The following is a 21,702-nucleotide window of genomic DNA, read 5'->3' on the forward strand; positions in this document are numbered from 1 at the left end:
TTCGCTACTTGGCGCACTGGAAGCTCGCCGCCTGCGACGCATCGCCGCTCACATAGCGCGGCCACAGCGGCCACTCGCACAGCGGTCGCGCGCGGATGGTCTTGAACGGCGGCTGCACTTCCTGCTCGACGAGCTGCAGCCCGCCCGGCGCACGGCCGCGCTCGACCCAGTCGGCCAGCGCGCCGAGCATGTCGACATTGGCCGGCGCGCCGCTGCCCACGTGGTCCACACCGGGCGCGGTATAGAGGCGCATGAAGCGGTCGACGTTGTCGCGGCCCATGCGCGCCACCACCGATTCGTAATAGCGGATGCCGGCGAACGGGCTCTGCGCGTAGTCGGCCATGTGCTCCAGCATCAGCAGCTTGCCGCCGCGCGCGTTGAAGGCGGCGAGGTCGGGGTTGGTCGAATCCATCAGCTGCGACACGGTGGCGATGCGCGCGGCGAAGTCTTCGGCGCGGTAGTTGCGCACGTCGAGCGACGGATTGCGCGCGTAGAAATACTGCAACGCCCCGCTGCCGTAGAACCATGCGATGCCGTTGCTCGGCTGCGGTGGCACGGTCGGCGCGGCGGTGCCGGTCCACCAGGCGTTCCAGCCCCCCATCGAGGCGAAGGCCGGCGTGCCTTCGCCACCGATGCCCCAGCCGGGATATTCGGTCACGCCGTTGGCCAGCGGCACGGGCGAACGCCATGGCGAGCGCAGCGTGCGCACCGCCTGCACCTGTGCATCGTTGAGGCAGTTGTCGCCGCTCGTGCCGGCCGCGCAACGCAGGCTGGCCGGATCGAAGCGCTGCAGGCACGCGACCGGGTTCGACACGATGCGGTCGGCCACGCCGTCCGCGGCATCGCATGACGCGAGCACCGCGTTGTGCACCAGTTGCACCTGCGCGGGCCGCAGCCACCCTTCGCCGAAGGTGGCGATGCCGTTGCGCGTGCCCGCATGCTGCAGACCCGTCCAGTTGATGACCGGCACGCGGCTGAAGATGCCGTCGAAATCCTGCGGATAGCGCTGCGCCATGGTGAGCGCCTCGCGCCCGCCTTCGGAGCTGCCCATGAAGTACAGCCTCTGCGGCGCCTGCCCGTAGGCGCGCTGCATCAGTGCCACCGCCACGTCGCGCACCTTCTTGTACGAGGCGTGCGCAAAGTTGGTCAGCGCCTCGTCGTTGAGCGCGAAGGCTTGCGGCGGCTGGCCCTGCACGTTCTGATGGCCCGAGTCCGTGCCGTAGGTCACGTAGCCTTGCGCGAGCGGCGTGGGCTGGTCGAAGCGGCCGGCCGGCACCAGCGAGAGGCCGGTAATCAGCGTGCCGTTGAAGCCACCGCCGCCGTACTGCACGCTGCGCCCGTTCCACGCGAGCGGCAGGTTGACCTGGAACAGGATCGGCGGCGCGCTCGCATCGAGCGGCGCGATGCGGCCGAGCACCTTGCAGTGCGCGGGCGTCACCGGCGTGATGCGCGACGCGGGGCTGGGCCCGCGCTCCGCGACCGCCAGCGGGGATGCAGCAACGAGCGTTGCCGAGTCGATGGTCGCCGCGCCGCTCGGCAGGCCGATCGCAGCGGGCGCGATCGGCGAAGCGAGGGCGGCGCAGGACGTTGCAGGCTCACCGCCGAGCGTGAGCGCCCTCGGCCCGGTGGGAGTGCCGCATGCGGCGAGCAACGCGGCGGCCGCCAGCATGGCGCCCCCGCAAAACACTGTCTTCGGGGTCGTCATCTGTCTGTCTCCTTTGTTGTTCGCTGCGGCCGCTACCGCGCCACGCCCAGCAGCCGCTCCAGCACCTGCGGCTGGCTGCGCAGTGCCGCCGCGCTGTCGGTGTGAACGATGGTGCCGTGGTCGAGCACCACCGCGTGATCGGAAATCGCGAGGATCGCCTGCGGGTGCTGCTCCACGATGATCGCGGCCAGCCCCTCGTCCTGCGTGATGCGGCGGATGGCGCGCAGCAGCTCTTCCACGATGATCGGCGCGAGGCCTTCGAGCGGCTCGTCGAGCAGCAGCAGCTTGGGGTTCAGCACCAGCGCGCGGCCGACGGCCAGCATCTGCTGCTCGCCGCCCGAGAGCTGCGTGCCGAGGTTGGTCTTGCGCTCGGCCAGGCGCGGGAACATCTCGTAGACGCGCTGCGGATTCCACTTGCCCGGGCGCTCCACGGCAGTGAGGTTCTCGTGCACCGTGAGCGACTTGAAGATGTTGCGCTCCTGCGGCACCCAGCCGATGCCAGCGGCGGCACGCTGATGCGGCGCGAGCTTGTGCAGCGCCTGCCCACCGAGCGCGATGGTGCCGCCGTGCTGTCGCGTGGCGCCGGCCAGCGTGTTGATGAGCGTCGTCTTGCCCGTGCCGTTGCGGCCGAGCAGTGCGAGCGTCTGGCCTTCGCCGAGCGCGAACGCCACGTCGTGCAGCACCACGGCCTCGCCGTAGCCCGCGCTCAGGTTCTCGATGCGCAGCAGTTCAGACATGGGCGTTCTCCGTGCCGTGGCCCAGATAGACCTCTTTCACCTTCGGATCGTTGGCGATGGTCTCGGGGTCGCCCTCGGTCAGGAGCGTGCCGTTGACCAGCACCGTCATGCGGTCGGCGAAGCTGAACACCAGATCCATGTCATGCTCGATCAGCAGGACCGACACGTCGGCCGGCAGTGCGGCCACGGTCTCGAGCAGCTCCTCGCGCTCGCCGGCGGGCACGCCCGCCACAGGTTCATCGAGCAGCAGCACGCGCGGCTCGCAGGCGAGTGCGATGGCGATCTCCAGCAGCCGGCGCTTGCCGTAGGCCATGAACTTCGTCTGCTGCTTCGCGACGTCGGCAAGGTGGAACTGCTCCAGCAGTTGCCCCGCCCGCTCCGCGATCCCCTTGGTGCCGCCGAGCGGCCGCCACCATTGCGCGGCGATGCCCTTCTGCTGCGACACCACGAGCGCCAGCGTCTCCAGCGGCGTCATCGAGTCGAAGAGTTGGTTGATCTGGAAGGTGCGCACCAGCCCGCGCGCCACGCGCTTGTGCGGCGCGAGCGTGGTGATGTCTTCGCCGAGCAGCGTGATGCGGCCTTCGGTCGGCGTGAGCACGCCCGTCAGCAGGTTGATCAGCGTGGTCTTGCCAGCACCGTTCGGGCCGATCAACGCATGGCGTGCGCCGCGTTTCAGTTCCATCGTGACGTTGTTGGTGGCCGTGATGCCGCCGAAGCGCATCACCAGGCCTTGCGTCGAGAGCACGGTATCGGCGGTGGTGGTCATGCCGCACCGCCCTTCTTCTTGCCCATGCCGAACCACGTCCACGGCTTGAGCAGCCGGTCGCGTCCCACGAGCACCAGCAGCACGAGGATCAACCCGATCCAGAACATCCAGTACTGCGGCGTCACGGCCGAGAGCCAGTTCTGCAGCAGCTTGAAGACGATCGCGCCCGCCACGCCGCCATAGAGCCAGCCCACGCCGCCGATCACCAGCATCAGCAGCACATCGGCCGAGCGGTCGAAGGCCAGCACATCAAGCGATGCGAAGCCGGTGGTCTGCGCGAGCAGCGCGCCCGCCGCGCCGGCAATGCCTGCCGCCACGGTGTAGATGACCGCGAGCCGCGACACCACCGGGATGCCGATGGCCATGGCGCGCAGGCGGTTGTCGCGGATCGCCTTCAACGTCGCGCCGAACGGCGAATGCACCAGCCGGCGCATCACGAGGAACAGCACCAGCATCACCGCAAGCGAGTACCAGGCGGCGGTGCGGCCGTACAGGTCGAACTCGAAGAGGCCGAGCACCGGTCCCATCACCACGCCCTGCAGGCCGTCGGCGCCGCCGGTGAGCCAGTCGAGCTTGTTGGCCAGTTCGAGCAACAGCAACGCGGTGCCGAGCGTGACCATCAGCCGCGTGAGGTCGCTGCCGCGCAGGATCGTCACGCTGGCCACGAGGCCGAGCAACGCCGACAGCACGGTCGCGAACACCAGCCCGACGGTCGGGTCCGGCATCACGAGCTTGGCGAACAACGCGGCCGCATACGCGCCGAAGCCGAAGAACGCGGCATGGCCGAGCGAGACGATGCCGGTGTAGCCGAGGATGAGGTCGAGCGACATCGCGAACAGCGCGACGATGGCGATCTCGTTGACCAGCAGCGAGTGCGAGGGCATGACCAGCGGCAGCGCGAAGGCGACCGCCCAGACCAAGAACTCCCAAGGCCGCCAGCGCGCGGTGCGCAGCAAGGCCGACTCGTAGGTTGCGGAAGAGGAGGAAGGTGCGTTCATTTCAGCGGCCTCCCTTGCGCGTGAACAGCCCCTGCGGCCGCCACATCAGGATCAGGATCATCAGCAGGTAGACGGTGAACGCGCCCATCTTCGGAATGAAGTACTTGCCCGCCACGTCGGCGATGCCGAGCAGCAGCGCCGCCGCGAGCGGCCCGGTGATCGACGAGGTGCCGCCCACCGACACCACGATCAGGAAATAGATCATGTACTTGAGCGGAAAGGTCGGATCGAGCCCGAGGATTTCCGCGCCCAGCGCGCCGCCCAGCCCCGCGAGCCCCGATCCCACGGCGAAGGTCATGAGGAACACGATGTTCACGTTGATGCCCAGGCCCGCGGCCACGCGCGGGTCGTCGACCGCGGCGCGCAGCCGGCTGCCGAAGCGCGTCTTCGAAAGGATGAGCTGCAGCACGACGGTGAGCACCGCGCACACGGCAATGATGAAGATGCGGTAGTGGCCCATGCCCAGAAGGAACGCGCCGTCGCCGAACTCGCTGCGTCCGCGCAGCCATTCGGGCAGTTGCAGGTTCTGCTGCGACGAGCCGACGAAATAGTCGACCGCCGACACGGCCATGAAGGCAAGGCCGATGGAAAAGAGCACCTGGTCGAGATGCGGCTTGCCGTACATCGGCCGGTAGAGCGTGCGCTCGAGCAGCGCGCCGGCCAGCGCAACGACGATGAACGCGAACGGCAGGCAGGCCAGGAACGGCATGCCGAGCTTCTGCATCGCGAACACGGTGAGGTAGCCGCCCGCCATGGCGAAGGCGCCGTGCGCGAGGTTGATGAAGTTCATCAGCCCGAGCGTCACGGCCAGTCCCACGGCGAGGACGAAGAGCAGCATGCCGTAGGCGATGCCGTCGAAAAGAATGGTCAGCATGTCTGTTGTCTGCGTCTTAGGTGCGTTCGTTCTGGATGCTGTTGTTCGGGGTGGGTGCACAGGCCACCGGGTACTCCCCTCCGCGAATGTCCTCCGGCCTGCGGCCTCCCCCTTGATTTCGCTGCGGGGAGCACCCGATGCCCTGCGCACTTGGGCGCTCTGCTGGCATATCGCTGATCAACGACTGCACTGAAAAACGAGCATGCCGATGGGGTGCCTTGCGCAGCGAAATCAAGGGGGAGCCCGAAGGGCGGAGGACATTCGCGGAGCAAGGTACCCCGTCGGCGGGATCGCCGCCCTGAACGGCAACGCCCCACCGCGAGGCGCCGAATTACTTCGCCTTGCCCGGGTCCTTCACACCTTTGATCACATCGAACTCGACGTTGTAGAGCTGCCCGTCCTTCTTCTCGACCTTGCGCAGGTACACGTCCTGCACGATGTCGCGGGTCTGCGCATCTATCAGCACCTGGCCGCGCGGGCTCTCGAAGACCTGGCCCTTCATGGCCGCCAGCAGCGCTTCGCCGCCGCCCTGGCCCTTGGTGGTCTTGAGCGCTTCGTAGATCACGCGCATGCCGTCATAGCCGCCCACGGCCATGAAGTTGGGGCGCATCTTGGGGTTGGCCTTCTGGAAGGCCTCGACGAACTTCTTGTTCATCGCGGAGGGGTGGGCGGCCGAGTAGTGGTGCGAGGTGACCACGCCCAGCGCGCCGTCGCCCATGTCGTTGAGTTGATCGTCGTCGGTCACGTCACCGGTGGCGATCAGCTTGATGCCGGCCTTGTCCATGCCCCGTTCAAGGAACTGCTTCATCACCGCCGCGCCCGCGCCCGAGGGCACGAAGACGAACAGCGCATCGGGCTTGGCGTCGCGCACCTTCTGCAGGAACGGCGCGAAGTCGGGGTTGCGCAGCGGCACGCGGAGTTTTTCGATGACCTTGCCGCCGTTGAGCTGGAAGCGCTCGCTGAAGAACTTCTCGGCGTCGTTGCCGGGGCCGTAGTCGGCCACCAGCGTCACCACCGTCTTCACGCCGTTCTTGGGCGCCCAGTCGCCCATGACCACCGACACCTGCGGCAGCGTGAAGCTGGAGCGCACGATGTAGGGTGAGGCCTCGGTGATGCTCGACGTGGCCGCGGCCATCACGACCTGCGGCGTCTTCGATTGCGTGGCCAGCGCGCGCGGCGGCCAGCGCGGCCGGCGTGACGCCGAAGCCAGCGATCACGTTCACCTTGTCGTTGACGATGAGTTCCTGTGCGAGGCGCTTGGTGACGTCGGGCGTGGCCACGTCGTCCTTGACGATCAGCTCGATCTTCTTGCCGGCCACGGTGTCGCCGTTCTGCGCCATGTAAAGGCGCGCCGCGGCTTCGATCTGCCGGCCGGTGGAGGCCTGCTGCCCGGTCATCGGCAGGATGAGGCCGATCTTGAAGGTGTTGCTCTGCGCGCTGGCCAGCGGCAGTGCGAAGGCGGTGGCGAGCGCGATCGCCGAGAGGCCCGCGGTCTGGATGAGGTGGCGTCTTTGCATGAGGTTTTCCTAGGAGGGACGGAATGCGAAACCGGGGCTATTTTCAACACTTTGCAACATTCGACGGAGCAGGCAATCACCTAGCCGGCCCCTCTCACGGGCCTTTGTTGCGCGATCAATAAATGAACTGCGCGATGATCGCGCAGCTCCATTGCCGCCGCCGCGGTTCGGGCCGGGCTTTCGAAGCCGTATGCAAGGCTTCGACTAGCTCCAGCCCGAACGCCCGGGTGCATCAGCTGTCGGCCCGATAAGCGGAATCGAGCGTGAGCGTACCCACGGCGCGTGACACGCAGGCGCAGATGCGGGTGGTGGCCGCTTTCTCGTGGGCGCTCAGGAACACGTCGCGGTGATCGACTTCGCCTTCGACCGAGAGCACGTCCATGGCGCAGAGGCCGCATTCGCCGCGCTTGCAGTCCGACAAGGTCTGCACGCCGGCGGCGTCGAGCGCATCGAGCAGGGTGCAGTCGGCGGGCACGGTGATCGACAGGTCGTGCCGGGGGATGCGCACCGTGAAGGCCTGCGTCGCGAGCCGGCCGCTGCTGCCGAAGGTTTCGAAGCGCAGGTCCGCCGGGGCGCGGCCGGCCGCCTCCCAGGCGCGCTTGACGGCTTCGAGCATCGGCACCGGGCCGCAGGTGTAGAGCTGGCCGCCGGGCGGCAGCTCGGCGATGGCGGCTGGGAAGTCGATCGGCGCCGAGCCTTCGTGCGCGATGACGTTCTCGCCGAGTGCCTCCTGCAGATGCGAGAGGTAACCGAACTCGCCGGCATGGCGTGCGCCGTAGAGCATCTTCACCGGCACCCCGCTGCGCTTCGCATGGGCGCCGAGGCGCTGCGCCATCAGCACCAGCGGCGTGATGCCGATACCGCCCGCCACCAGCAGGTAGCCGGGCGCGGAAAGGTCGAGCGCAAAGTGGTTCTGCGGCGCGCTCACCTGCAGCCGGTCGCCGGGCGCCAGTTGCCACATCGCGAGCGAGCCGCCGCGGCCATCGTCCAGACGCTTGACCGCGATGCGCCAGCACTGGCCGTCGCCCTCGCCGACCAGCGAATACGAGCGCGTCTGCAGCCTGCCCTGCGCCGTCATCACCTGCACCTGCAGGTGGGCGCCGGGTTCATACGACGCGGCAAAGCCCGACTCGGGCCGGAGCTCGAACTCGCGCACCGTGGGCGTGACATCGCACAGCGCAACCACCTGCGCCTGCATCCATTGAAGATCGCTTTTCATCGGGGGACACCAACAAGGAAAGAGAGAGAACGGTCGCGATCAGCCGCGGCGGCGGATTAGTTGCACGCCGGGCAGCGGGCGCTGCTCGGCGGTCGGCGTGCCGTGCAGCGCCTCGCGCAGGTTGCGCCGCGCGATGCGGCTGTGCTCGCGCATCAGCGCCTCGGCGCGCGAGCCCTCGCCGGACTCGATGGCATCGAGCACCTGCAGGTGCTGGTCCTGCGCGATCACGAGCATGTCGCGCGCGGCCGGCGAATTGGCCTGCACGATGACGAAGCCCGACGGCGAGGCGAACGGCAGGTTGACCACGCGCTCCAGTTGCTGCGCGATGACCGGGCTGCCGGCCATCTCGCACAGCAGCGCATGGAATTTTTCGTTGTGCGTCACGTAGCGGGAGAACGCCGCGTCGTCGAGCGCGGGCTCGCGCAGCAGTTCGTCGATGCGTTGCAGGCAGGCGCGCGCTTCACGCAACACGACGGGCGCCGCGCCGCGTTCGGCCGCGAGACGGGCGACCAGTCCTTCGAGCGTGCCGCGCAGCTCGATGGCATCGGCCACGTCGCGCTCGGAAAACGTGCGCACCGCGTAGCCGCCGTTGGGCAGCGCTTCGAGCAGGCCTTCCTGTTCGAGCCGCATCAGCGCGCTGCGCACCGGGGTGCGCGAGACGCCGAGCTGCTCGGAGATCGCGACCTCGGCGATGCGCGCACCGCCGGGCAGTTCGCCCGCAAGGATCATTTCGCGCAGCCGCAACTGCGCCTTCACGGCCTGCGAGCTGCCGGTGTCGCCGGGTTCGATGGGGGAAACCACGGCGGCCTTCATGCGGCCTGCTTCTGGTCGACGGGCCGGATCGGGATTGCGGCGCGCGCGGGCTTTTCCTTCTCGACCATGCGGTCGATCAGTCGCCGTGCCCACATCGAGCCGGCGTCGATGTTGAGGTTGTAGAACTGGTGGTCGGGGTGGTCGTCCATTGCCTTCTGCTGGGCTTCGAGCACCAATTCGTCTTCGCGGAAGATGCCGGCCACGCCTTCGCGCAACTCGTGGGTGAGGCGCTGCTCGCCGAGGCAGTAGTTGCGCGCGAACGCCCAGAAGTAGAGGCAGGTCTTGTCGGTCTCGGGCGTGATGGTGTTGAGCACATAGCCGTTGACGCCCTTGCTGCGGTCGCCGGGGTTGTCGCCATTCGGCACCGCGCCGCTGCCCGCCTCGGCCACGCCGACGTCGATGTTCACCGTGCACGGTCCCTCGAAGCGAATGATCTGCCAGCGATCGACCTTGCCCGTGTAGCCGCGCGCATGGCGGATCTGGCCGCCCCAGAACGGCGGCGCGTCGATGCCTTCCATCCAGCGCGTGACGGTGGCCGAGCGGTCGCCGTGCGTGGCGACGAAGGGCGCCTCGGCGACTTCGCGGTTACCGATGGAGGAGCCGTGCACGAAAGTCTCGTGCGTGAGGTCCATGAGGTTGTCGACCACGAGCCGGTAGTCGCAGTTGACGCGGATCATCTTGCCGTCGCCGGCCCAGGCGGGGTCGTCGTTCCAGTGCATGTCGGGCACCAGCGCCGGGTCGGCCTTGGCCGGGTCGCCGGGCCAGATCCACACGAAGCGGTGCTTCTCGACCACCGGAAAGCTGCGCACGCAGGCCGAGGGATTGAGCGTTTCCTGGCTCGGCATGTGGGTGCAGCGGCCCTGGCTGTTGTAGACGAGGCCGTGATAACCGCAGACCAGTTCGTCGCCTTCGAGGCGGCCGAGCGAGAGCGGCATGAGGCGGTGCCAGCAGGCGTCTTCGAGCACTGCCACCTGGCCGTCGGTGCGGCGGAACAGCACCACCTTCTGGTTGCAGATCGTGCGGGGCAGGAGCGCGTGGCGCACTTCGACGTCGTAGGCGGCGGCGTACCAGGCGTTCAGTGGAAAGGCGGTCGTGGGCGTTTTCATGAATACCCAATGTATACAGAAATCATGAAATAGCCAGCCTGAAACGCCTAATCCAAGGGTAAATACCGACATCAACGTATACACACAAGTCACTTTCCAAGGCGATAGGATGCTCCGTTCGTTATCAGCCACGACGGAGTTCACCCCATGTCCCAGCACGCCGCCCTGCCCGCACGCTACGACCACGTCGGCAGTTTCCTGCGCCCCAAATACCTGCTCGAAGCGCGCGAGCAGAAGGCCAAGGGCGAGATCACGCCCGAGCAACTGCGCACGGTCGAAGACAAGGCCATCACCGAGATCGTCCGCTTCCAGGAAGACATCGGCCTCAAGAGCATCACCGACGGCGAGTTCCGCCGCACGTATTTCCACATCGACTTTCTCGACCAGCTCGGCGGCGTGAAGACCGACATTCCGGTCACCATCCGCAAGCCCGACGGCACCGAGGAACTGGCGCCGCCCGCGATGCGCGTGCTCGACAAGGTGCGCCACGTCAAGGACATCCAGCTTGCCGATTTCCAGTACTTGAAAAGCCAGGTTTCCGCGGGCCGCACGCCCAAGGTGACGATCCCCTCGCCGACCATGCTGCACTTCCGCGGCGGCCGCGCCGGCATCAGCAAGGACGCGTACCCCGAGCTCGATCCGGTGTTCTACGACGACGTGGCCAAGGCCTATGGCGACGAACTGCGCTCGCTGGCCGCGGCCGGCTGCACCTACGTGCAGATGGACGACACCAACCTCGCCTACCTCTGCGACGAGCACATGCGCGAAGCCGCCCGCAAGCGCGGCGACGACCCGAACGAACTGCCGCATCGCTATGCCGCATTCATCAACAAAGTGGTCGCGCAGAAGCCGCCGGGCATGCTGCTCGCGATGCACCTGTGCCGCGGCAACTTCAAGAGCACGCACGCCGCGGCCGGCAACTACGAGCCGGTGGCCGAGGCGCTCCTGAAGGAGATGGACCTCGACGCCTACTTCATGGAATACGACGACGCCCGCTCGGGCGACTTCAAGCCGCTGCGCTACCTGCCCAAGGGCAAGACGGTGGTGCTGGGCCTCGTGACCACCAAGTTCGGCGAGATGGAAGACAAGGACGAGCTCAAGCGCCGCATCGAGGACGCCGCCAAGTACGCGCCGCTCGAGCAGCTCGCGCTGTCGCCGCAGTGCGGCTTCTCCAGCACGGTGCACGGCAACAACATCGCGGTGGAAGCGCAGCGCAACAAGCTGCGCTTGGTGGTCGAGACGGCGCAGGAGGTCTGGGGCTCGACCTGACGCGCCGTTTCTGGTGAAGTCGGGGGCATGACGACTCACATCTATTCCGGCCCCCTCAGCATGTTCGGCGCCAAGGTCGAGATCGCGGCACGCGAAAAAGGCGTCGCCTTCGACCTCGTCATGGTGCCGTTCACCAAGGACGACGCCTACGAGCCGAAGCACCCCGAGGTGCTTCGGGTCAACGCCGTCAAGCAGCAGGTGCCCGTGCTGGTCGACGACGCGGTGGCGCTGTTCGACTCGACCCAGATCTTCGAGTACCTCGAAGACCGCTACCCCACTCCCGCCCTGTGGCCCGAAGGCATCGCCGACCGGGCACGGGCGCGGCAGCTGGAGCAGAAGGCCGACGAGGTGTTCTTCCCGAACGTCATCAAGCTCTTCGGCCTGCAGAACGACATGCAGAGCGCGCCGGCCGTCGCCGCGTGCGCAGCCTGCGCGCGCTACTACGCCGAGATGGAAGGCCTGCTCGCCGGACGCGAATACCTCGCGGGCCCCTACTCCTTCGCGGACATCGCCTTCTACATGGCCTGCATCTTTGCCGACCGCAAGGGCGCCGGCATGACCGATGCCACGCCGCGCCTCATCGCCTGGCGCAACCGCGTGCGCGACCGGCCCGCGGTGCACGCGGTGGTCGACCCGATGATGAAGTTCCTCGCCTCCGAGGGCCGCGAGGTGCCCGCCTTCCTGCAGCGCTGATCCATTGCAGGCGCGCTGAGGCATCATCGGCCCCATGCCGAATACAGGGTTCGACTGGCTGCCTTCTCCCTCGCAGCATTTCCTCGTCGTCACTTTTGCGCTGCTCGTCTACGTACTGACCACCCGCGCGCGCCGCGAGCAGCGCGCCCCCACCACCGCCATCGCGTGGGTGATGGGGCTGGTGCTGATGCCCTACCTGATCCTCCCGATGTACCTGCTGTTCGGCCAGCGCAAGCTGCGCCCGGCCGGCTCGCCGCGGCCGCCGCGCTCGGTGCCGCCGGGGCACTGGGCGGCCGACCTCATCGAGAGCTTCGGCCTCGCGCCGCCGGGGCGTTGCGCGGTGCGCCTGCATGCCGACGGCGAGCAGGCGCGGCTCGCGTTGTTCGAGGTGATCGACGGCGCGCGCGAGCGCATCGACGTGTGCACCTTCATCATCGGCGACGACCCGCTGGGCCATGCGGTGCTGGCACGGCTCGCGCAGCGTGCGCGGGACGGCATCAAGGTGCGGGTGCTGCTCGACGGCTTCGGCGCGCTCTCGCTGCCGCGCCATCACTTCGACCTGCTGCGCGCGGCGGGCGGCGAGGTGGCGGTGTTTCGGCCCTTCTTCAGCCTGCGCCGCACCGGGCCGCGCAACCTGCGCAACCACCGCAAGTTCACCATTGCCGACGACGGCTGGCTCTGGTCGGGCGGGCGCAATCTTGCGGGCGAATATTTCACCGGCAACGACAAGCACCCCGAGGCGTGGCGCGATCTTTCGTTCGACCTGCGCGGCAGCGTGGCGGCCGCTGCGGCACGCCAGTTCGATCACGACTGGCGCTCGGTGCGCGTGCGCAAGGCGCGCGCCATCACCTGCGACGACCTGCTCGAAGCCCCCGGCACCGCGATGGCCCAGTTCCTGCCGAGCGGCCCCGACCAGACCGAGGACACCGCGCACGCGCTCCTGATCGACGCGTGCTTCCGCGCCGAGCACCGCATCCTCGCGATCACGCCGTACTTCGTGCCCGGCGACGGCTTGCGCGATGCGCTGCGGCTGGCGGCGCGGCGCGGCGTGCAGGTGACGATCGCGATGCCCGCGCAATCGAACCACCGCCTGGCCGACTTCGTGCGCGCCCGCGCCATGCGCGACCTGGCGCGCGCGGGCGTGAGCTTTCGCATGCTGCCCTTCATGGCGCACGCCAAGGCGGTGGTGGTCGACAACGAGCTGGCGATGTGCGGCTCGATCAACCTCGACCTGCGCAGCCTGCTGCTGAACCACGAGGCGGCGGTCGTGTTCTATGGCGCGAACGAGATCGACTGGCTGGCCGAGTGGATCGACACCACCGCCTCGGCCGGCGAGCCTTACCGCGCGCGGCGCCCGGGCCTCGTGCGCGACGTGGCCGAGGGGCTGCTGCTTACCGTCGCTTTCCAGCTTTAGCCGGCGCTGCCACGGACTCGGCGGGCTCGGAGGCCTTGGCTTCCTTCGCCACCGCATCGAGACCGGCAAGCACGTAGCGCATCAGGTCGTCGGCCAGGGCCTGGGTGTCCTTCAGCGCCGGCAGCACCTTGTTGCTCAGGTCCTTGGGCGCCACCATCATCACGATGCACGGCAGCACGGTGAACAGCAGTGCGCGCTGCACCGCCGGATGGTCGTCGGGCAAGCCCACGATGGCGCCGAGCAGGCCGCGCAGCAGCTTGGCCTTGGGCAGCACCGCGCGCTTGATCATCATCGGCAGCGCCGGCGACGGCGACAGGGCTTCCCGCAGCACCACGCGAAAGCCCCAGGGCGCCTTCGGCTGGCTGCCCATCTCGATCAGGTGCGTGAGAAACGCACGCAGCTTGAGCCGCGGATCGCTCGATGCGCTGGCGAGGCTGGCCAGCTCGTCGATGCTCACCACCTGTCGATGCGCCTCGATCAGCACGGCCTCGTAGAGCCCGTCGCGGCCGTTGAAGTGGTAGTTGATCGCGGCCATGTTGGTGCCGGCGCGGGTGCAGATTTCCTTGCTCGTGGCATCGGCGAAACCGCGCTCGGCGAACAGCTGGCCCGCGGTCTCCAGGATGTGCAGGCGCGTGGTGTTGCCGTCGGTGCGCTGCGTGCGCACGGAAGTACTGGAAGAGCTGGTGGCCATCCGCCGAGGTTAATCGAATTGAAAAATAACTTCAAATTCAAATTTGAATTTGATAACATCCGGCCGCATCCGAGTCCGCAAACCGGCAGGAAACACGCCATGAACAAGAAACCTCTCATCGCCGTCGCTGTCGTCGCGCTGCTGCTCGCCGCGGCCGGCGGCTGGTGGTACGCCCACCGCTCGGCTGCGCCGTCGGACCAGCTCGTGCTCTACGGCAACGTCGATGTGCGTCAGGTCTCGCTCGCCTTCAACGCCAACGACCGCGTGGCCGAGCTCGCGGTGCGCGAAGGCGACCACGTCCGGGCCGGCCAGGTGCTCGGCAAGCTCGACACCCGCACGCTCGCATTGCGCGTGGCGCAGTCGCAGGCGCGCATCGGCGTGCAGGAGCAGGCTCTGCTGCGCCTGAAGACCGGCAGCCGCCCCGAAGAGGTGGCGCAGGCCGGCGCGCAGGTGGCTGCCGCGCAGGCCGATGCCGACCTCGCGCAGCAGCAGCTCGCGCGCCTGCAGGGCATCAGCCAGACGACCGCAGGCCGCGCGGTCAGCCAGCAGGACCTCGACAGCGCGCAGGCCAGGCGCAAGGTCGCCCTCGCCCAGCTCGACAACGCGCGCAAGGCGCAGCAGCTCGTCGTCACCGGTCCGCGCAAGGAAGACATCGCGCAGGCGCAGGCCCAGCTCGAATCCGCGCGCGCCGACCTCGCGCTCATGATCCACCAGCTCACCGAAGCGGAACTGAAGGCGCCCATCGACGCCGTGGTGCGCGCCCGCCTGCTCGAACCCGGCGACATGGCCTCGCCGCAGCGTCCGGCCTTCACGCTCGCGATCACCGATCCCAAGTGGGTGCGCGCCTATGTGGCCGAGTCTGATCTGGGCCGCGTGAAGCCGGGCCAGGCCGCCAGCGTGAGCACCGACAGCCAACCCGGCGAGGCCATCGCCGGCAAGGTCGGCTACATCGCCTCGGTGGCGGAGTTCACGCCCAAGACCGTGCAGACCGAGGAGCTGCGCAGCAGCCTCGTCTACGAGATCCGCGTGATGGTCGAGGACAAGCAGGACCGCCTGCGCCTGGGCATGCCGGCCACCGTGCGGCTGCAGTTCTCCGACACCACCGGCAAGCCCTGATGTCCGCCACCGAGCCGGCGGTTGCCGGACGCTCCCTGCACAAGCGCTTCACGCTCAAGTCGTCGAAGCAAGCTGTGCACGCGCTCGACGGCGTGTCGCTCGAAATCCCCGCGGGGACGCTCACCGCGTTAGTCGGACCGGACGGCGCGGGCAAGACCACGCTGCTGCGCCTGATGGCCGGCCTCATGCGAGCCGACGAGGGCGAGCTGCGTGTGCTCGGCATCGACGTGTCGGCCGACCCGCAGGCGGTGCAGGACCGCATCAGCTACATGCCGCAGCGCTTCGGCCTCTACGACGACCTGAGCGTGCAGGAGAACCTGGACCTCTACGCCGACCTGCACGGCGTTTCGAAGGACAAGCGCCGCGAGCGCTATGCGCGGCTGATGGAGATGACCGACCTCGGCCGCTTCACCGACCGCCCCGCCGGCAAGCTCTCGGGCGGCATGAAGCAGAAGCTGGGCCTCGCCTGCACGCTGGTGCGCTCGCCCGACCTGCTGCTGCTCGACGAGCCGACCGTGGGCGTCGATCCGCTCTCGAGGCGCGAACTCTGGCAGATCGTGCAGCAGTTGGTGGACGACGAAAAACTGTCGGTGATCGTGAGCACCGCCTACCTCGACGAGGCCGAGCGCTGCAGCCATGTGTTCGTGCTGCGCGAGGGCAAGCTGCTGGCGCAAGGCGCGCCGGCCGAGATCCGCGACCATGCGGAGGGCCTGTGCTTCATCGCCGCACCGCCGGAAGGCGAACCGCCGCGCCTGATGCAGGCCCGCCTGCTCGATGCAGAGCAGGACATCGTCGATGCGGTGCCGCAAGGCGGCGAAGTGCACTTCATCCGTCGCAAGGACACGGACGATACGGCGCTCGCCACGCTGCTGGCTGGCGCGCACGCGGAGCCGGTGCCGCCGCGGCTCGAAGACGGCTTCATGACGCTGCTGCGCACGCAACAGACATCCGCATCGAACACCACCCCAGCTACAACGACCAGCCCTGCCAAGGGTGACTCCGACGAAGTCGTCATCGAAGTGAAAGACCTCGTGCGTCGCTTCGGCGATTTCGTCGCCGTCGCGAGCACCAGTTTCTCGGTGCGGCGCGGCGAGATCTTCGGCTTGCTTGGCCCCAACGGCGCGGGCAAGACGACCACCTTCCGCATGCTCTGCGGCCTCTTGCCTGCGAGCGGCGGCCAGTTGCGCGTAGCCGGCGTGGACCTGCGCCATGCGCGTGCAGAGGCTCGACAGCGCATCGGCTACGTCTCGCAGAAGTTCGCGCTCTACGGCAACCTCACGGTGCGCGAAAACCTCTCGTTCTTCGGCGGCGCCTACGGCCTGCGTGGGCAGCGGCTGCGCGACCGCATGGACACGGTGCTGCGCCAGTTCGACCTCGAACGGGAACTCGACACGCCCAGCGGCCAACTGCCCGGCGGCTACCGGCAGCGCCTCGCGATGGCCACCGGCCTCTTGCACGAGCCCGAGATCCTGTTCCTGGACGAACCCACGAGCGGCGCCGACCCGCTCGCGCGCCGCGAGTTCTGGCGCCGCATCACCGCGCTGGCCGAGGGCGGCACCACCATCGTCATCACCACGCACTTCATGGAAGAGGCCGAGTACTGCGACCGCATCGTGATCCAGGACGCCGGCAAGGTGCTCGCCATCGGCACGCCGCAGGAAGTGCGCGCGCAAGCACTCGACGGCGAAGACAGCGACAAGCGCATCGACATGGAGCAGGCCTTCATCGGCATCGTCGAGAAGGCGCGGCGCAGGGGCAAGGAAACCCCGGCGAAGCAACCCGAAGGAGCCACGGCATGAGCGGCTTCTGGTCACGCCTCATCTCCCTCACGCGCAAGGAATTCCGCCAGTTGCTGCGCGACCGCAGCAACCTCGCGATCGGCATCCTGCTGCCGATGGTGCTGATCCTGATCTTCGGCTACGGCATGTCGCTCGACGTGAAGAACGCGCCGGTGGCCGTGGTGATGGAAGACGCCTCGCCGACCGCGCACGAAGCCATCGCCGGCCTGCAGCTCTCGCCCACCATCGCGCCGGTGCTGTTGGGTTCCATGCACGACGCCGAGGAACTGATGCGCGAGCGCAAGGTCGACGGCATCGTGCGCATCCCGAGCGATTTCTCGCGCGCGCTGGCCGCGGGCAACGCGCGCGTGCAGCTGATCGTGCATGGCGCCGACGCGGGCCGCGCGACCATCATCCAGGCCTACGTGAGCGGCGCCCTCGCCCAGACGGCCGTGCGGCGGGCCGACCGCCTCGGCAGCACGACGGGCGCCGACGCGCCGCCCGTGGGCAACGTCACCGTCGAGCAGCGCATGTGGTTCAACGCCGCGAACACCAGCACCTGGTACCTGGTGCCGGGACTCATCGTGCTCATCATGACCCTGGTCGGCGCCTTCCTCACCGCGCTGGTGATGGCGCGCGAATGGGAGCGCGGCACGCTCGAGGCGCTGTTCGTCACGCCGGTGCGGCCGGTCGAGATATTGCTGGCCAAGATCATTCCGTACTTCGGCGTCGGCATGCTGGGCCTGGCGCTGTGCCTCCTGGCGGCGCGCTTCCTGTTCGCGGTGCCGATGTACGGCTCGCTCGTCGTGGTGGTGTTCAGCTCGATGCTCTACCTGATCGTGGCCGTGAGCCTGGGCCTCGTCATCTCGTCGGTCACGCGCAACCAGTTCCTCGCGAGCCAGATCGCGCTGATCGCGACCTTCATGCCCTCGATGATGCTGTCGGGCTTTCTCTTCGACCTGCGCAACGTGCCCACGGCCGTGCGCGTCATCGGCCATGCGCTGCCGGCCACCTACTTCATGGACCTGATCAAGACGCTGTTCCTCGCGGGCGACGTCTGGCCGCTCATCTGGCGCAACTGCGCAATCCTGCTTTGCTACGCCGTCGGGCTGCTGCTGATCGCACGTGCCGTCACGCGCAAGAGCCTCGACTGAGGCGCGAAGGAAACACGATGATCGACTTCCTGCTGCGCATCGCCAACCTCTGCAAGAAGGAGCTGCTCGCGATCCTGAAGGACCCGGCGACGCGCACCATCCTCTTCGCGCCCGCGCTGCTGCAGAGCCTCATCTTCGGCTACGGCGCCACCTACGATCTTGCGAACGTGCCCTATGCGCTGCTCGACCAGAGCCGCACCGGCGCGGCAACAGAACTCATCGCGCGCCTGGACAGCACCGGCGTCTTCCAACGCGTGGCCACGCTGCGCACGCAGGCCGACATCCGCGAGGTGATCGACACCGAGAAGGCGCTGCTGGTGATCCAGATCGCGCCCGACTTCGAGCGGCAACTCAGCGCGGGGCAGCCCGCCGCCATCCAGCTGATCCTCGATGCGCGCAACTCCAACACCGCGGGCTCGGCAGCCGGCTACGTGAGCGCGGTGGTCGAGCGCTACAACGCCGAACTGCGCACGCGCGCGGGCGCACCGCCCGCGCCGCTGGTCATCGAATCGCGCGCCTGGTTCAACCCGAACCTGGAGACGCGCTGGAACCTCTTGCCCGGCATGATCGCCGCGCTCAGCATGCTGCAGACGCTGCTGCTCACCGCGCTCTCGGTGGCGCGCGAACGCGAGCAAGGCACCTTCGACCAGTTGCTGGTCACGCCGATGTCGCCGCTCGAAATCATGATCGGCAAGGCGCTGCCGCCGGTGCTGGTGGGCCTTGCGCAGTCGTCGCTGATCCTCGTGGTGGCGCTCTTCTGGTTCGGCATTCCGATGGCGGGCTCGCTGGTCACGCTCTACACCGGGCTCATCTTCTTCACGGTCGCGAGCGTGGGCATCGGCCTGTCGATCTCGGCCGTGTCGGCCAACATGCAGCAGGCGATGCTCTACACCTTCGTGCTGCTGATGCCAATGATGCTGCTGTCGGGCCTCACCACGCCGGTGCGCAACATGCCGCATGTGCTGCAGGTGATCACCATGGCCAATCCGCTGCGCTTCGCCATCGACCTGGTGCAGCGCGTGTACCTCGAAGGCGTGGGGCTGGGCACGGTCTGGCACAACCTGATTCCGCTTTCGATCATCGCGGTCGTCACGCTGCCGCTGGCGGCGTGGCTATTTCGCAATCGTCTCGTCTGATAACGGGAGCACCTCATGCCTCTCACTTTCCATTTCACATGCAACGCGGCCGCCGCTGCCGCGCTTGCGCTTCTCGTCGGCGGTTGTGCTGTGGGTCCAGACCACAAGCCTTCGGAACCGCGCACGCCCGCGGACTGGTCGAGCTGGCACGGCGGCTCGCCCACGTTGCTCGGTGCAGAACGCGGTGCGGCGCCCGCGACGGCATCCATCACTTCCGGCGACTGGAAGGCCTTCAACGATCCGGTGCTCGACCGGCTGCAGGCGGTGGTGCTCGCCGCCAACCCCGACCTGCAGACCGCCGCGCTGCGCTTCGCGCAGAGTCGCGTGCAGCGCGCCACCGCAGCCGCCCAGCGCGGCCCGCAGGTCAACGCGAGCGCGGGCGTCACGCGGCAACGGCAAAGCGAGAGCGGCGCGGCCACGCGGATGATCGATGCGCTGGGCTCCTCGGTTGCCAACAAGGATCAGTTGATCCGCACGCTCAGCGAGCCCTACAACCTCTACCAGGCCGGCTTCGATGCCTCGTGGGAAATCGACCTCTGGGGCCGCGTGCGCCGCGCCATGGAGGCTGCCGACGCGGATACGGCCGCGTCAGCCGCGATGCTGGAGCAAGCCAAGCTCAGCGTGCAGGCCGAACTCGCGCGCAACTACTTCGAACTGCGCGGCACGCAGCGCGAACTGCGCATCGCGCGCGCCGACATCGCGGCCGCCGCCGAGTCCCTCGAACTCGTGCAGGCGCGCGCCGATGGCGGTCTTGTCACCGACCTCGACCCGGTGCGCCAGCGCACCCTGCTGGCCGAACTGCGCGCGCGCATTCCATCGCTGCTGCAGCAGGAGGCCGATGCGATGAACCGCATCACGCTGCTGATCGGTGCGCCACCCGGCAGGTTGAACACGGAACTTGCGGACGCCGCCACCGACAGCGTGGGCGATGCGCCACCGCTGCCCGACCTCGCGCTCGGCCTCCCCGCCAACCTCGCGCGGCGCCGCCCTGACATCGCTGCGGCCGAGGCGCAATTGCACGCCGCCACCGCGCGCGTGGGCGTGGCCGTGGCCGATCTCTATCCGCGCGTCACGCTGGGCGCGGGCTTCGGTTACGAGTCGGTCGGCAGCGAACGCTTCGGCGATTGGGGCAGCCGGCAATGGCATGTCGGCCCTTCGCTCAGCCTGCCGATCTTCGACAACGGCCGCCGCCGCAGCACTGTCGACCTGCGCGAGCTACAGCAGCAAGAAGCGGCCGTCGCCTTCCAGCAGACGGTGCTCAAGGCTTGGCACGAGATCGATACCGCGCTCAACGCCTACAGCGCCGAGCGCCAGCGCCGAGCCGAACTCATCGAGCGCGAGTGCCAGAGCCGCGATGCGCTCACGCTCGCGCATGCGCGCTATGCGAACGGTCTCACCGATTTCAGCATCGAACTCGACGCGCGGCGTGCGCTGCTGCAGGCGCGCCGCGACCATGCGCAGAGCACGAGCCGGCTCTCGGTGAACCTGGTGGGCGTTTACAAGGCGCTCGCGGGCGGCGTGCCGCCGAAGGAACTCAGCGCCGGTTCGTGAAGCTCGCGTTTCCGAGCCCGGTGCCGATCGTCAGCACGCCCCAGTGCTGCACGTCGCGCATGAAAGGCAGCTCGCTCAGGCCCTGTACGACAGCGTCGTTGTGCATCAGCACCAGGGTCGGGCCGGAGCCGATCATCGGCATGCGGCGCCACAGTGCGCTCGGCAGATGGAAGGCGTGGCTTTCCCAGTCGCCCGGCAGGTTCTGCGCACCGCGCGCGATCGAGCCGTCGGGGCGTATGAGCCCGGGGCATCCGATGCCGATGAAGGGCGCGAGCCGGATCTTCTTGCGCTCGCTGTAGCGCACCATGTCCTCGAGCATGTCTGCGATGTGCTCGACCATGTTGCTGCGGTTCGGCTCGTCGTCCGCATGGCGCCATTTCTCGCGCCGCACCACCTTCGCCAGCGAGAAGTCGCGCGCCTTGCGGTGGCGGGTCTTGACGATGCCGCAGCGCACGTTGGTGCCGCCGATGTCCACCGCGAGGATGGCGTCGTGCCCCTTGAGCATCTCGCGCGGCGCCAGGTGCACCCAGCCGATCAGGCCGCCGTCGTCGACGTTGTGCGAGAGGCGCCCGAGCTGCACATGAACGCCCAGGTCTTCGAGGATGGCCCCGGTCTGCAGGACCGCCCGCTCGCCCACATGGCTCTCCGGAAAGCCGCCGCCGACGACGATCCGCTGCACGTTGTGCCACGAGGGCTGGCGCAAGAAGCGCTGGATCACCGAGGCGAGTTCTTCCGAGAATTCCGAAACGGCCGCGTGCATCACGTAGCCGGCGTCGAACTCCTTTTTTTCCTGCAACGCGAGGTCGAGTTCGCGCTTGCTGAGATCACGCGAGTGCTGGCCGCCGAGCGGGTCCTTGCCGTTGTTCTTGCGGCTGCGCTTGCGCCAGCGTTCGAGCAGTTCCCTGAAGGCCGTCTGGCTGGCCTGGTCGCCGACGAAGCCGTCCTTGTCGCGCAGCTGGAGGCTGTAGCCCTCGACCGTCAAACCGGGCAGTTCGCGCAGTCCGTGAACGTCGGGGCCGGGCAGGTTCTCTTTCGAGGTGCGGGTCGATTTCTTCTTGGCGGTCTTGGGCTTCATGGCGTTCACTATGGCCCGCGCGCGCCTTGGCATGCATCGGCTCCGCACACCACGGCGTGTAGGAGAGCGGCGGGTACGCCGAACGAGGTG

Annotated in this window: 18 protein-coding genes and 1 pseudogene; 8 read left to right on the top strand and 11 right to left on the bottom strand. The window is 68.1% G+C overall.

All coding sequences use genetic code 11. From position 1 onward, the window contains the following. Window positions 1-4 precede the first annotated feature (4 nt). From QFZ83_RS18905 to QFZ83_RS18945, 9 genes and pseudogenes are all read right to left on the bottom strand, one after another. A complete protein-coding gene (locus tag QFZ83_RS18905) occupies window positions 5-1,705 on the bottom strand; it encodes a tannase/feruloyl esterase family alpha/beta hydrolase (protein WP_307508996.1) in 1,701 nt (566 codons plus the stop codon). Between the two features lie 32 nt (window positions 1,706-1,737). After that, window positions 1,738-2,442 carry an ABC transporter ATP-binding protein gene (locus QFZ83_RS18910; RefSeq protein ID WP_013540373.1) on the bottom strand — a complete coding sequence of 235 codons (705 nt, stop codon included), beginning with the start codon at window positions 2,440-2,442 and terminating at the stop codon, window positions 1,738-1,740. Further along, complete coding sequence (locus QFZ83_RS18915) at window positions 2,435-3,208, bottom strand: ABC transporter ATP-binding protein (RefSeq protein ID WP_307508999.1); 774 nt, start codon at window positions 3,206-3,208, stop codon at window positions 2,435-2,437. The genes QFZ83_RS18910 and QFZ83_RS18915 overlap by 8 nt, the downstream gene beginning before the upstream one ends. Continuing rightward, window positions 3,205-4,206 (bottom strand): branched-chain amino acid ABC transporter permease, encoded by a 1,002-nt coding sequence (locus QFZ83_RS18920; RefSeq protein ID WP_307509000.1) that lies wholly within the window; start codon window positions 4,204-4,206, stop codon window positions 3,205-3,207. Before QFZ83_RS18920 ends, QFZ83_RS18915 begins: the two co-directional genes overlap by 4 nt. 1 nt (window position 4,207) lies before the next feature. Further along, a complete protein-coding gene (locus tag QFZ83_RS18925) occupies window positions 4,208-5,080 on the bottom strand; it encodes a branched-chain amino acid ABC transporter permease (RefSeq protein ID WP_013540370.1) in 873 nt (290 codons plus the stop codon). 331 nt (window positions 5,081-5,411) lie between these two features. Then, a pseudogene (locus QFZ83_RS18930) lies at window positions 5,412-6,597 on the bottom strand (ABC transporter substrate-binding protein). A 232-nt stretch (window positions 6,598-6,829) separates the two neighbouring features. After that, window positions 6,830-7,816: a PDR/VanB family oxidoreductase gene (locus QFZ83_RS18935; protein ID WP_307509003.1), complete on the bottom strand. Its 987-nt coding sequence runs from the start codon at window positions 7,814-7,816 to the stop codon at window positions 6,830-6,832. Window positions 7,817-7,855: 39 nt separating this feature from the next. Further along, window positions 7,856-8,629, bottom strand: a complete 774-nt coding sequence (locus QFZ83_RS18940) for a GntR family transcriptional regulator (protein ID WP_013540367.1) — start codon at window positions 8,627-8,629, stop codon at window positions 7,856-7,858. Beyond that, the gene (locus tag QFZ83_RS18945) at window positions 8,626-9,735 is read right to left on the bottom strand and encodes an aromatic ring-hydroxylating dioxygenase subunit alpha (RefSeq protein ID WP_307509005.1); all 1,110 of its coding nucleotides are present in this window, start codon (window positions 9,733-9,735) and stop codon (window positions 8,626-8,628) included. Before QFZ83_RS18945 ends, QFZ83_RS18940 begins: the two co-directional genes overlap by 4 nt. Window positions 9,736-9,882: 147 nt before the next feature. On the opposite strand from QFZ83_RS18945, the gene QFZ83_RS18950 reads away from it, so the two are divergent. Genes QFZ83_RS18950 through QFZ83_RS18960 form a run of 3 tightly spaced genes read left to right on the top strand, consistent with a single transcriptional unit; the run spans window position 9,883 to window position 13,111 of the window. Further along, window positions 9,883-11,004 carry a 5-methyltetrahydropteroyltriglutamate--homocysteine S-methyltransferase gene (locus tag QFZ83_RS18950; RefSeq protein WP_307509008.1) on the top strand — a complete coding sequence of 374 codons (1,122 nt, stop codon included), beginning with the start codon at window positions 9,883-9,885 and terminating at the stop codon, window positions 11,002-11,004. 27 nt (window positions 11,005-11,031) lie between these two features. Continuing rightward, on the top strand, window positions 11,032-11,697 hold the full coding sequence (locus tag QFZ83_RS18955; RefSeq protein ID WP_013540364.1) for a glutathione S-transferase family protein: 666 nt from the start codon (window positions 11,032-11,034) through the stop codon (window positions 11,695-11,697). A 34-nt stretch (window positions 11,698-11,731) separates the two neighbouring features. After that, entirely contained in the window at window positions 11,732-13,111 is a 1,380-nt protein-coding gene (locus tag QFZ83_RS18960) for a phospholipase D-like domain-containing protein (RefSeq protein WP_307509012.1), read from the top strand. On the opposite strand, the gene QFZ83_RS18965 is transcribed toward QFZ83_RS18960, so the two are convergent. Continuing rightward, on the bottom strand, window positions 13,089-13,802 hold the full coding sequence (locus QFZ83_RS18965) for a CerR family C-terminal domain-containing protein (RefSeq protein WP_307509016.1): 714 nt from the start codon (window positions 13,800-13,802) through the stop codon (window positions 13,089-13,091). The two genes, QFZ83_RS18960 and QFZ83_RS18965, sit on opposite strands and share 23 nt — an antisense overlap. Before the next feature lie 99 nt (window positions 13,803-13,901). Between QFZ83_RS18965 and QFZ83_RS18970 the strand changes: the two genes are divergently transcribed. Genes QFZ83_RS18970 through QFZ83_RS18990 form a run of 5 tightly spaced genes read left to right on the top strand, consistent with a single transcriptional unit; the run spans window position 13,902 to window position 20,537 of the window. Continuing rightward, a complete protein-coding gene (locus QFZ83_RS18970; RefSeq protein ID WP_307509018.1) occupies window positions 13,902-14,918 on the top strand; it encodes an HlyD family efflux transporter periplasmic adaptor subunit in 1,017 nt (338 codons plus the stop codon). Next, complete coding sequence (locus QFZ83_RS18975) at window positions 14,918-16,717, top strand: ATP-binding cassette domain-containing protein (protein ID WP_307509021.1); 1,800 nt, start codon at window positions 14,918-14,920, stop codon at window positions 16,715-16,717. The genes QFZ83_RS18970 and QFZ83_RS18975 overlap by 1 nt, the downstream gene beginning before the upstream one ends. Further along, window positions 16,714-17,850, top strand: a complete 1,137-nt coding sequence (locus QFZ83_RS18980; protein ID WP_307509024.1) for an ABC transporter permease — start codon at window positions 16,714-16,716, stop codon at window positions 17,848-17,850. Before QFZ83_RS18975 ends, QFZ83_RS18980 begins: the two co-directional genes overlap by 4 nt. A gap of 17 nt (window positions 17,851-17,867) precedes the next feature. After that, on the top strand, window positions 17,868-18,986 hold the full coding sequence (locus QFZ83_RS18985; RefSeq protein WP_307509026.1) for an ABC transporter permease: 1,119 nt from the start codon (window positions 17,868-17,870) through the stop codon (window positions 18,984-18,986). 15 nt (window positions 18,987-19,001) lie between these two features. Further along, on the top strand, window positions 19,002-20,537 hold the full coding sequence (locus QFZ83_RS18990) for an efflux transporter outer membrane subunit (protein ID WP_307509029.1): 1,536 nt from the start codon (window positions 19,002-19,004) through the stop codon (window positions 20,535-20,537). On the opposite strand, the gene QFZ83_RS18995 is transcribed toward QFZ83_RS18990, so the two are convergent. Further along, window positions 20,521-21,612, bottom strand: a complete 1,092-nt coding sequence (locus QFZ83_RS18995) for an ROK family protein (RefSeq protein ID WP_307509032.1) — start codon at window positions 21,610-21,612, stop codon at window positions 20,521-20,523. The genes QFZ83_RS18990 and QFZ83_RS18995 overlap by 17 nt on opposite strands. Between the last annotated feature and the right edge of the window lie 90 nt (window positions 21,613-21,702).

This window comes from Variovorax sp. W1I1, from assembly GCF_030815625.1.
In the GTDB taxonomy this organism is placed as follows: domain Bacteria; phylum Pseudomonadota; class Gammaproteobacteria; order Burkholderiales; family Burkholderiaceae_C; genus Variovorax; species Variovorax paradoxus_C.

Coding starts and splice junctions, on each gene's coding strand:
- QFZ83_RS18905 (WP_307508996.1), bottom strand. CDS start 1,705: ATGACGACCCCGAAGACAGTGTTTTGCGGGGGCGCCATGCTGGCGGCC.
- QFZ83_RS18910 (WP_013540373.1), bottom strand. CDS start 2,442: ATGTCTGAACTGCTGCGCATCGAGAACCTGAGCGCGGGCTACGGCGAG.
- QFZ83_RS18915 (WP_307508999.1), bottom strand. CDS start 3,208: ATGACCACCACCGCCGATACCGTGCTCTCGACGCAAGGCCTGGTGATG.
- QFZ83_RS18920 (WP_307509000.1), bottom strand. CDS start 4,206: ATGAACGCACCTTCCTCCTCTTCCGCAACCTACGAGTCGGCCTTGCTG.
- QFZ83_RS18925 (WP_013540370.1), bottom strand. CDS start 5,080: ATGCTGACCATTCTTTTCGACGGCATCGCCTACGGCATGCTGCTCTTC.
- QFZ83_RS18935 (WP_307509003.1), bottom strand. CDS start 7,816: ATGAAAAGCGATCTTCAATGGATGCAGGCGCAGGTGGTTGCGCTGTGC.
- QFZ83_RS18940 (WP_013540367.1), bottom strand. CDS start 8,629: ATGAAGGCCGCCGTGGTTTCCCCCATCGAACCCGGCGACACCGGCAGC.
- QFZ83_RS18945 (WP_307509005.1), bottom strand. CDS start 9,735: ATGAAAACGCCCACGACCGCCTTTCCACTGAACGCCTGGTACGCCGCC.
- QFZ83_RS18950 (WP_307509008.1), top strand. CDS start 9,883: ATGTCCCAGCACGCCGCCCTGCCCGCACGCTACGACCACGTCGGCAGT.
- QFZ83_RS18955 (WP_013540364.1), top strand. CDS start 11,032: ATGACGACTCACATCTATTCCGGCCCCCTCAGCATGTTCGGCGCCAAG.
- QFZ83_RS18960 (WP_307509012.1), top strand. CDS start 11,732: ATGCCGAATACAGGGTTCGACTGGCTGCCTTCTCCCTCGCAGCATTTC.
- QFZ83_RS18965 (WP_307509016.1), bottom strand. CDS start 13,802: ATGGCCACCAGCTCTTCCAGTACTTCCGTGCGCACGCAGCGCACCGAC.
- QFZ83_RS18970 (WP_307509018.1), top strand. CDS start 13,902: ATGAACAAGAAACCTCTCATCGCCGTCGCTGTCGTCGCGCTGCTGCTC.
- QFZ83_RS18975 (WP_307509021.1), top strand. CDS start 14,918: ATGTCCGCCACCGAGCCGGCGGTTGCCGGACGCTCCCTGCACAAGCGC.
- QFZ83_RS18980 (WP_307509024.1), top strand. CDS start 16,714: ATGAGCGGCTTCTGGTCACGCCTCATCTCCCTCACGCGCAAGGAATTC.
- QFZ83_RS18985 (WP_307509026.1), top strand. CDS start 17,868: ATGATCGACTTCCTGCTGCGCATCGCCAACCTCTGCAAGAAGGAGCTG.
- QFZ83_RS18990 (WP_307509029.1), top strand. CDS start 19,002: ATGCCTCTCACTTTCCATTTCACATGCAACGCGGCCGCCGCTGCCGCG.
- QFZ83_RS18995 (WP_307509032.1), bottom strand. CDS start 21,612: ATGAAGCCCAAGACCGCCAAGAAGAAATCGACCCGCACCTCGAAAGAG.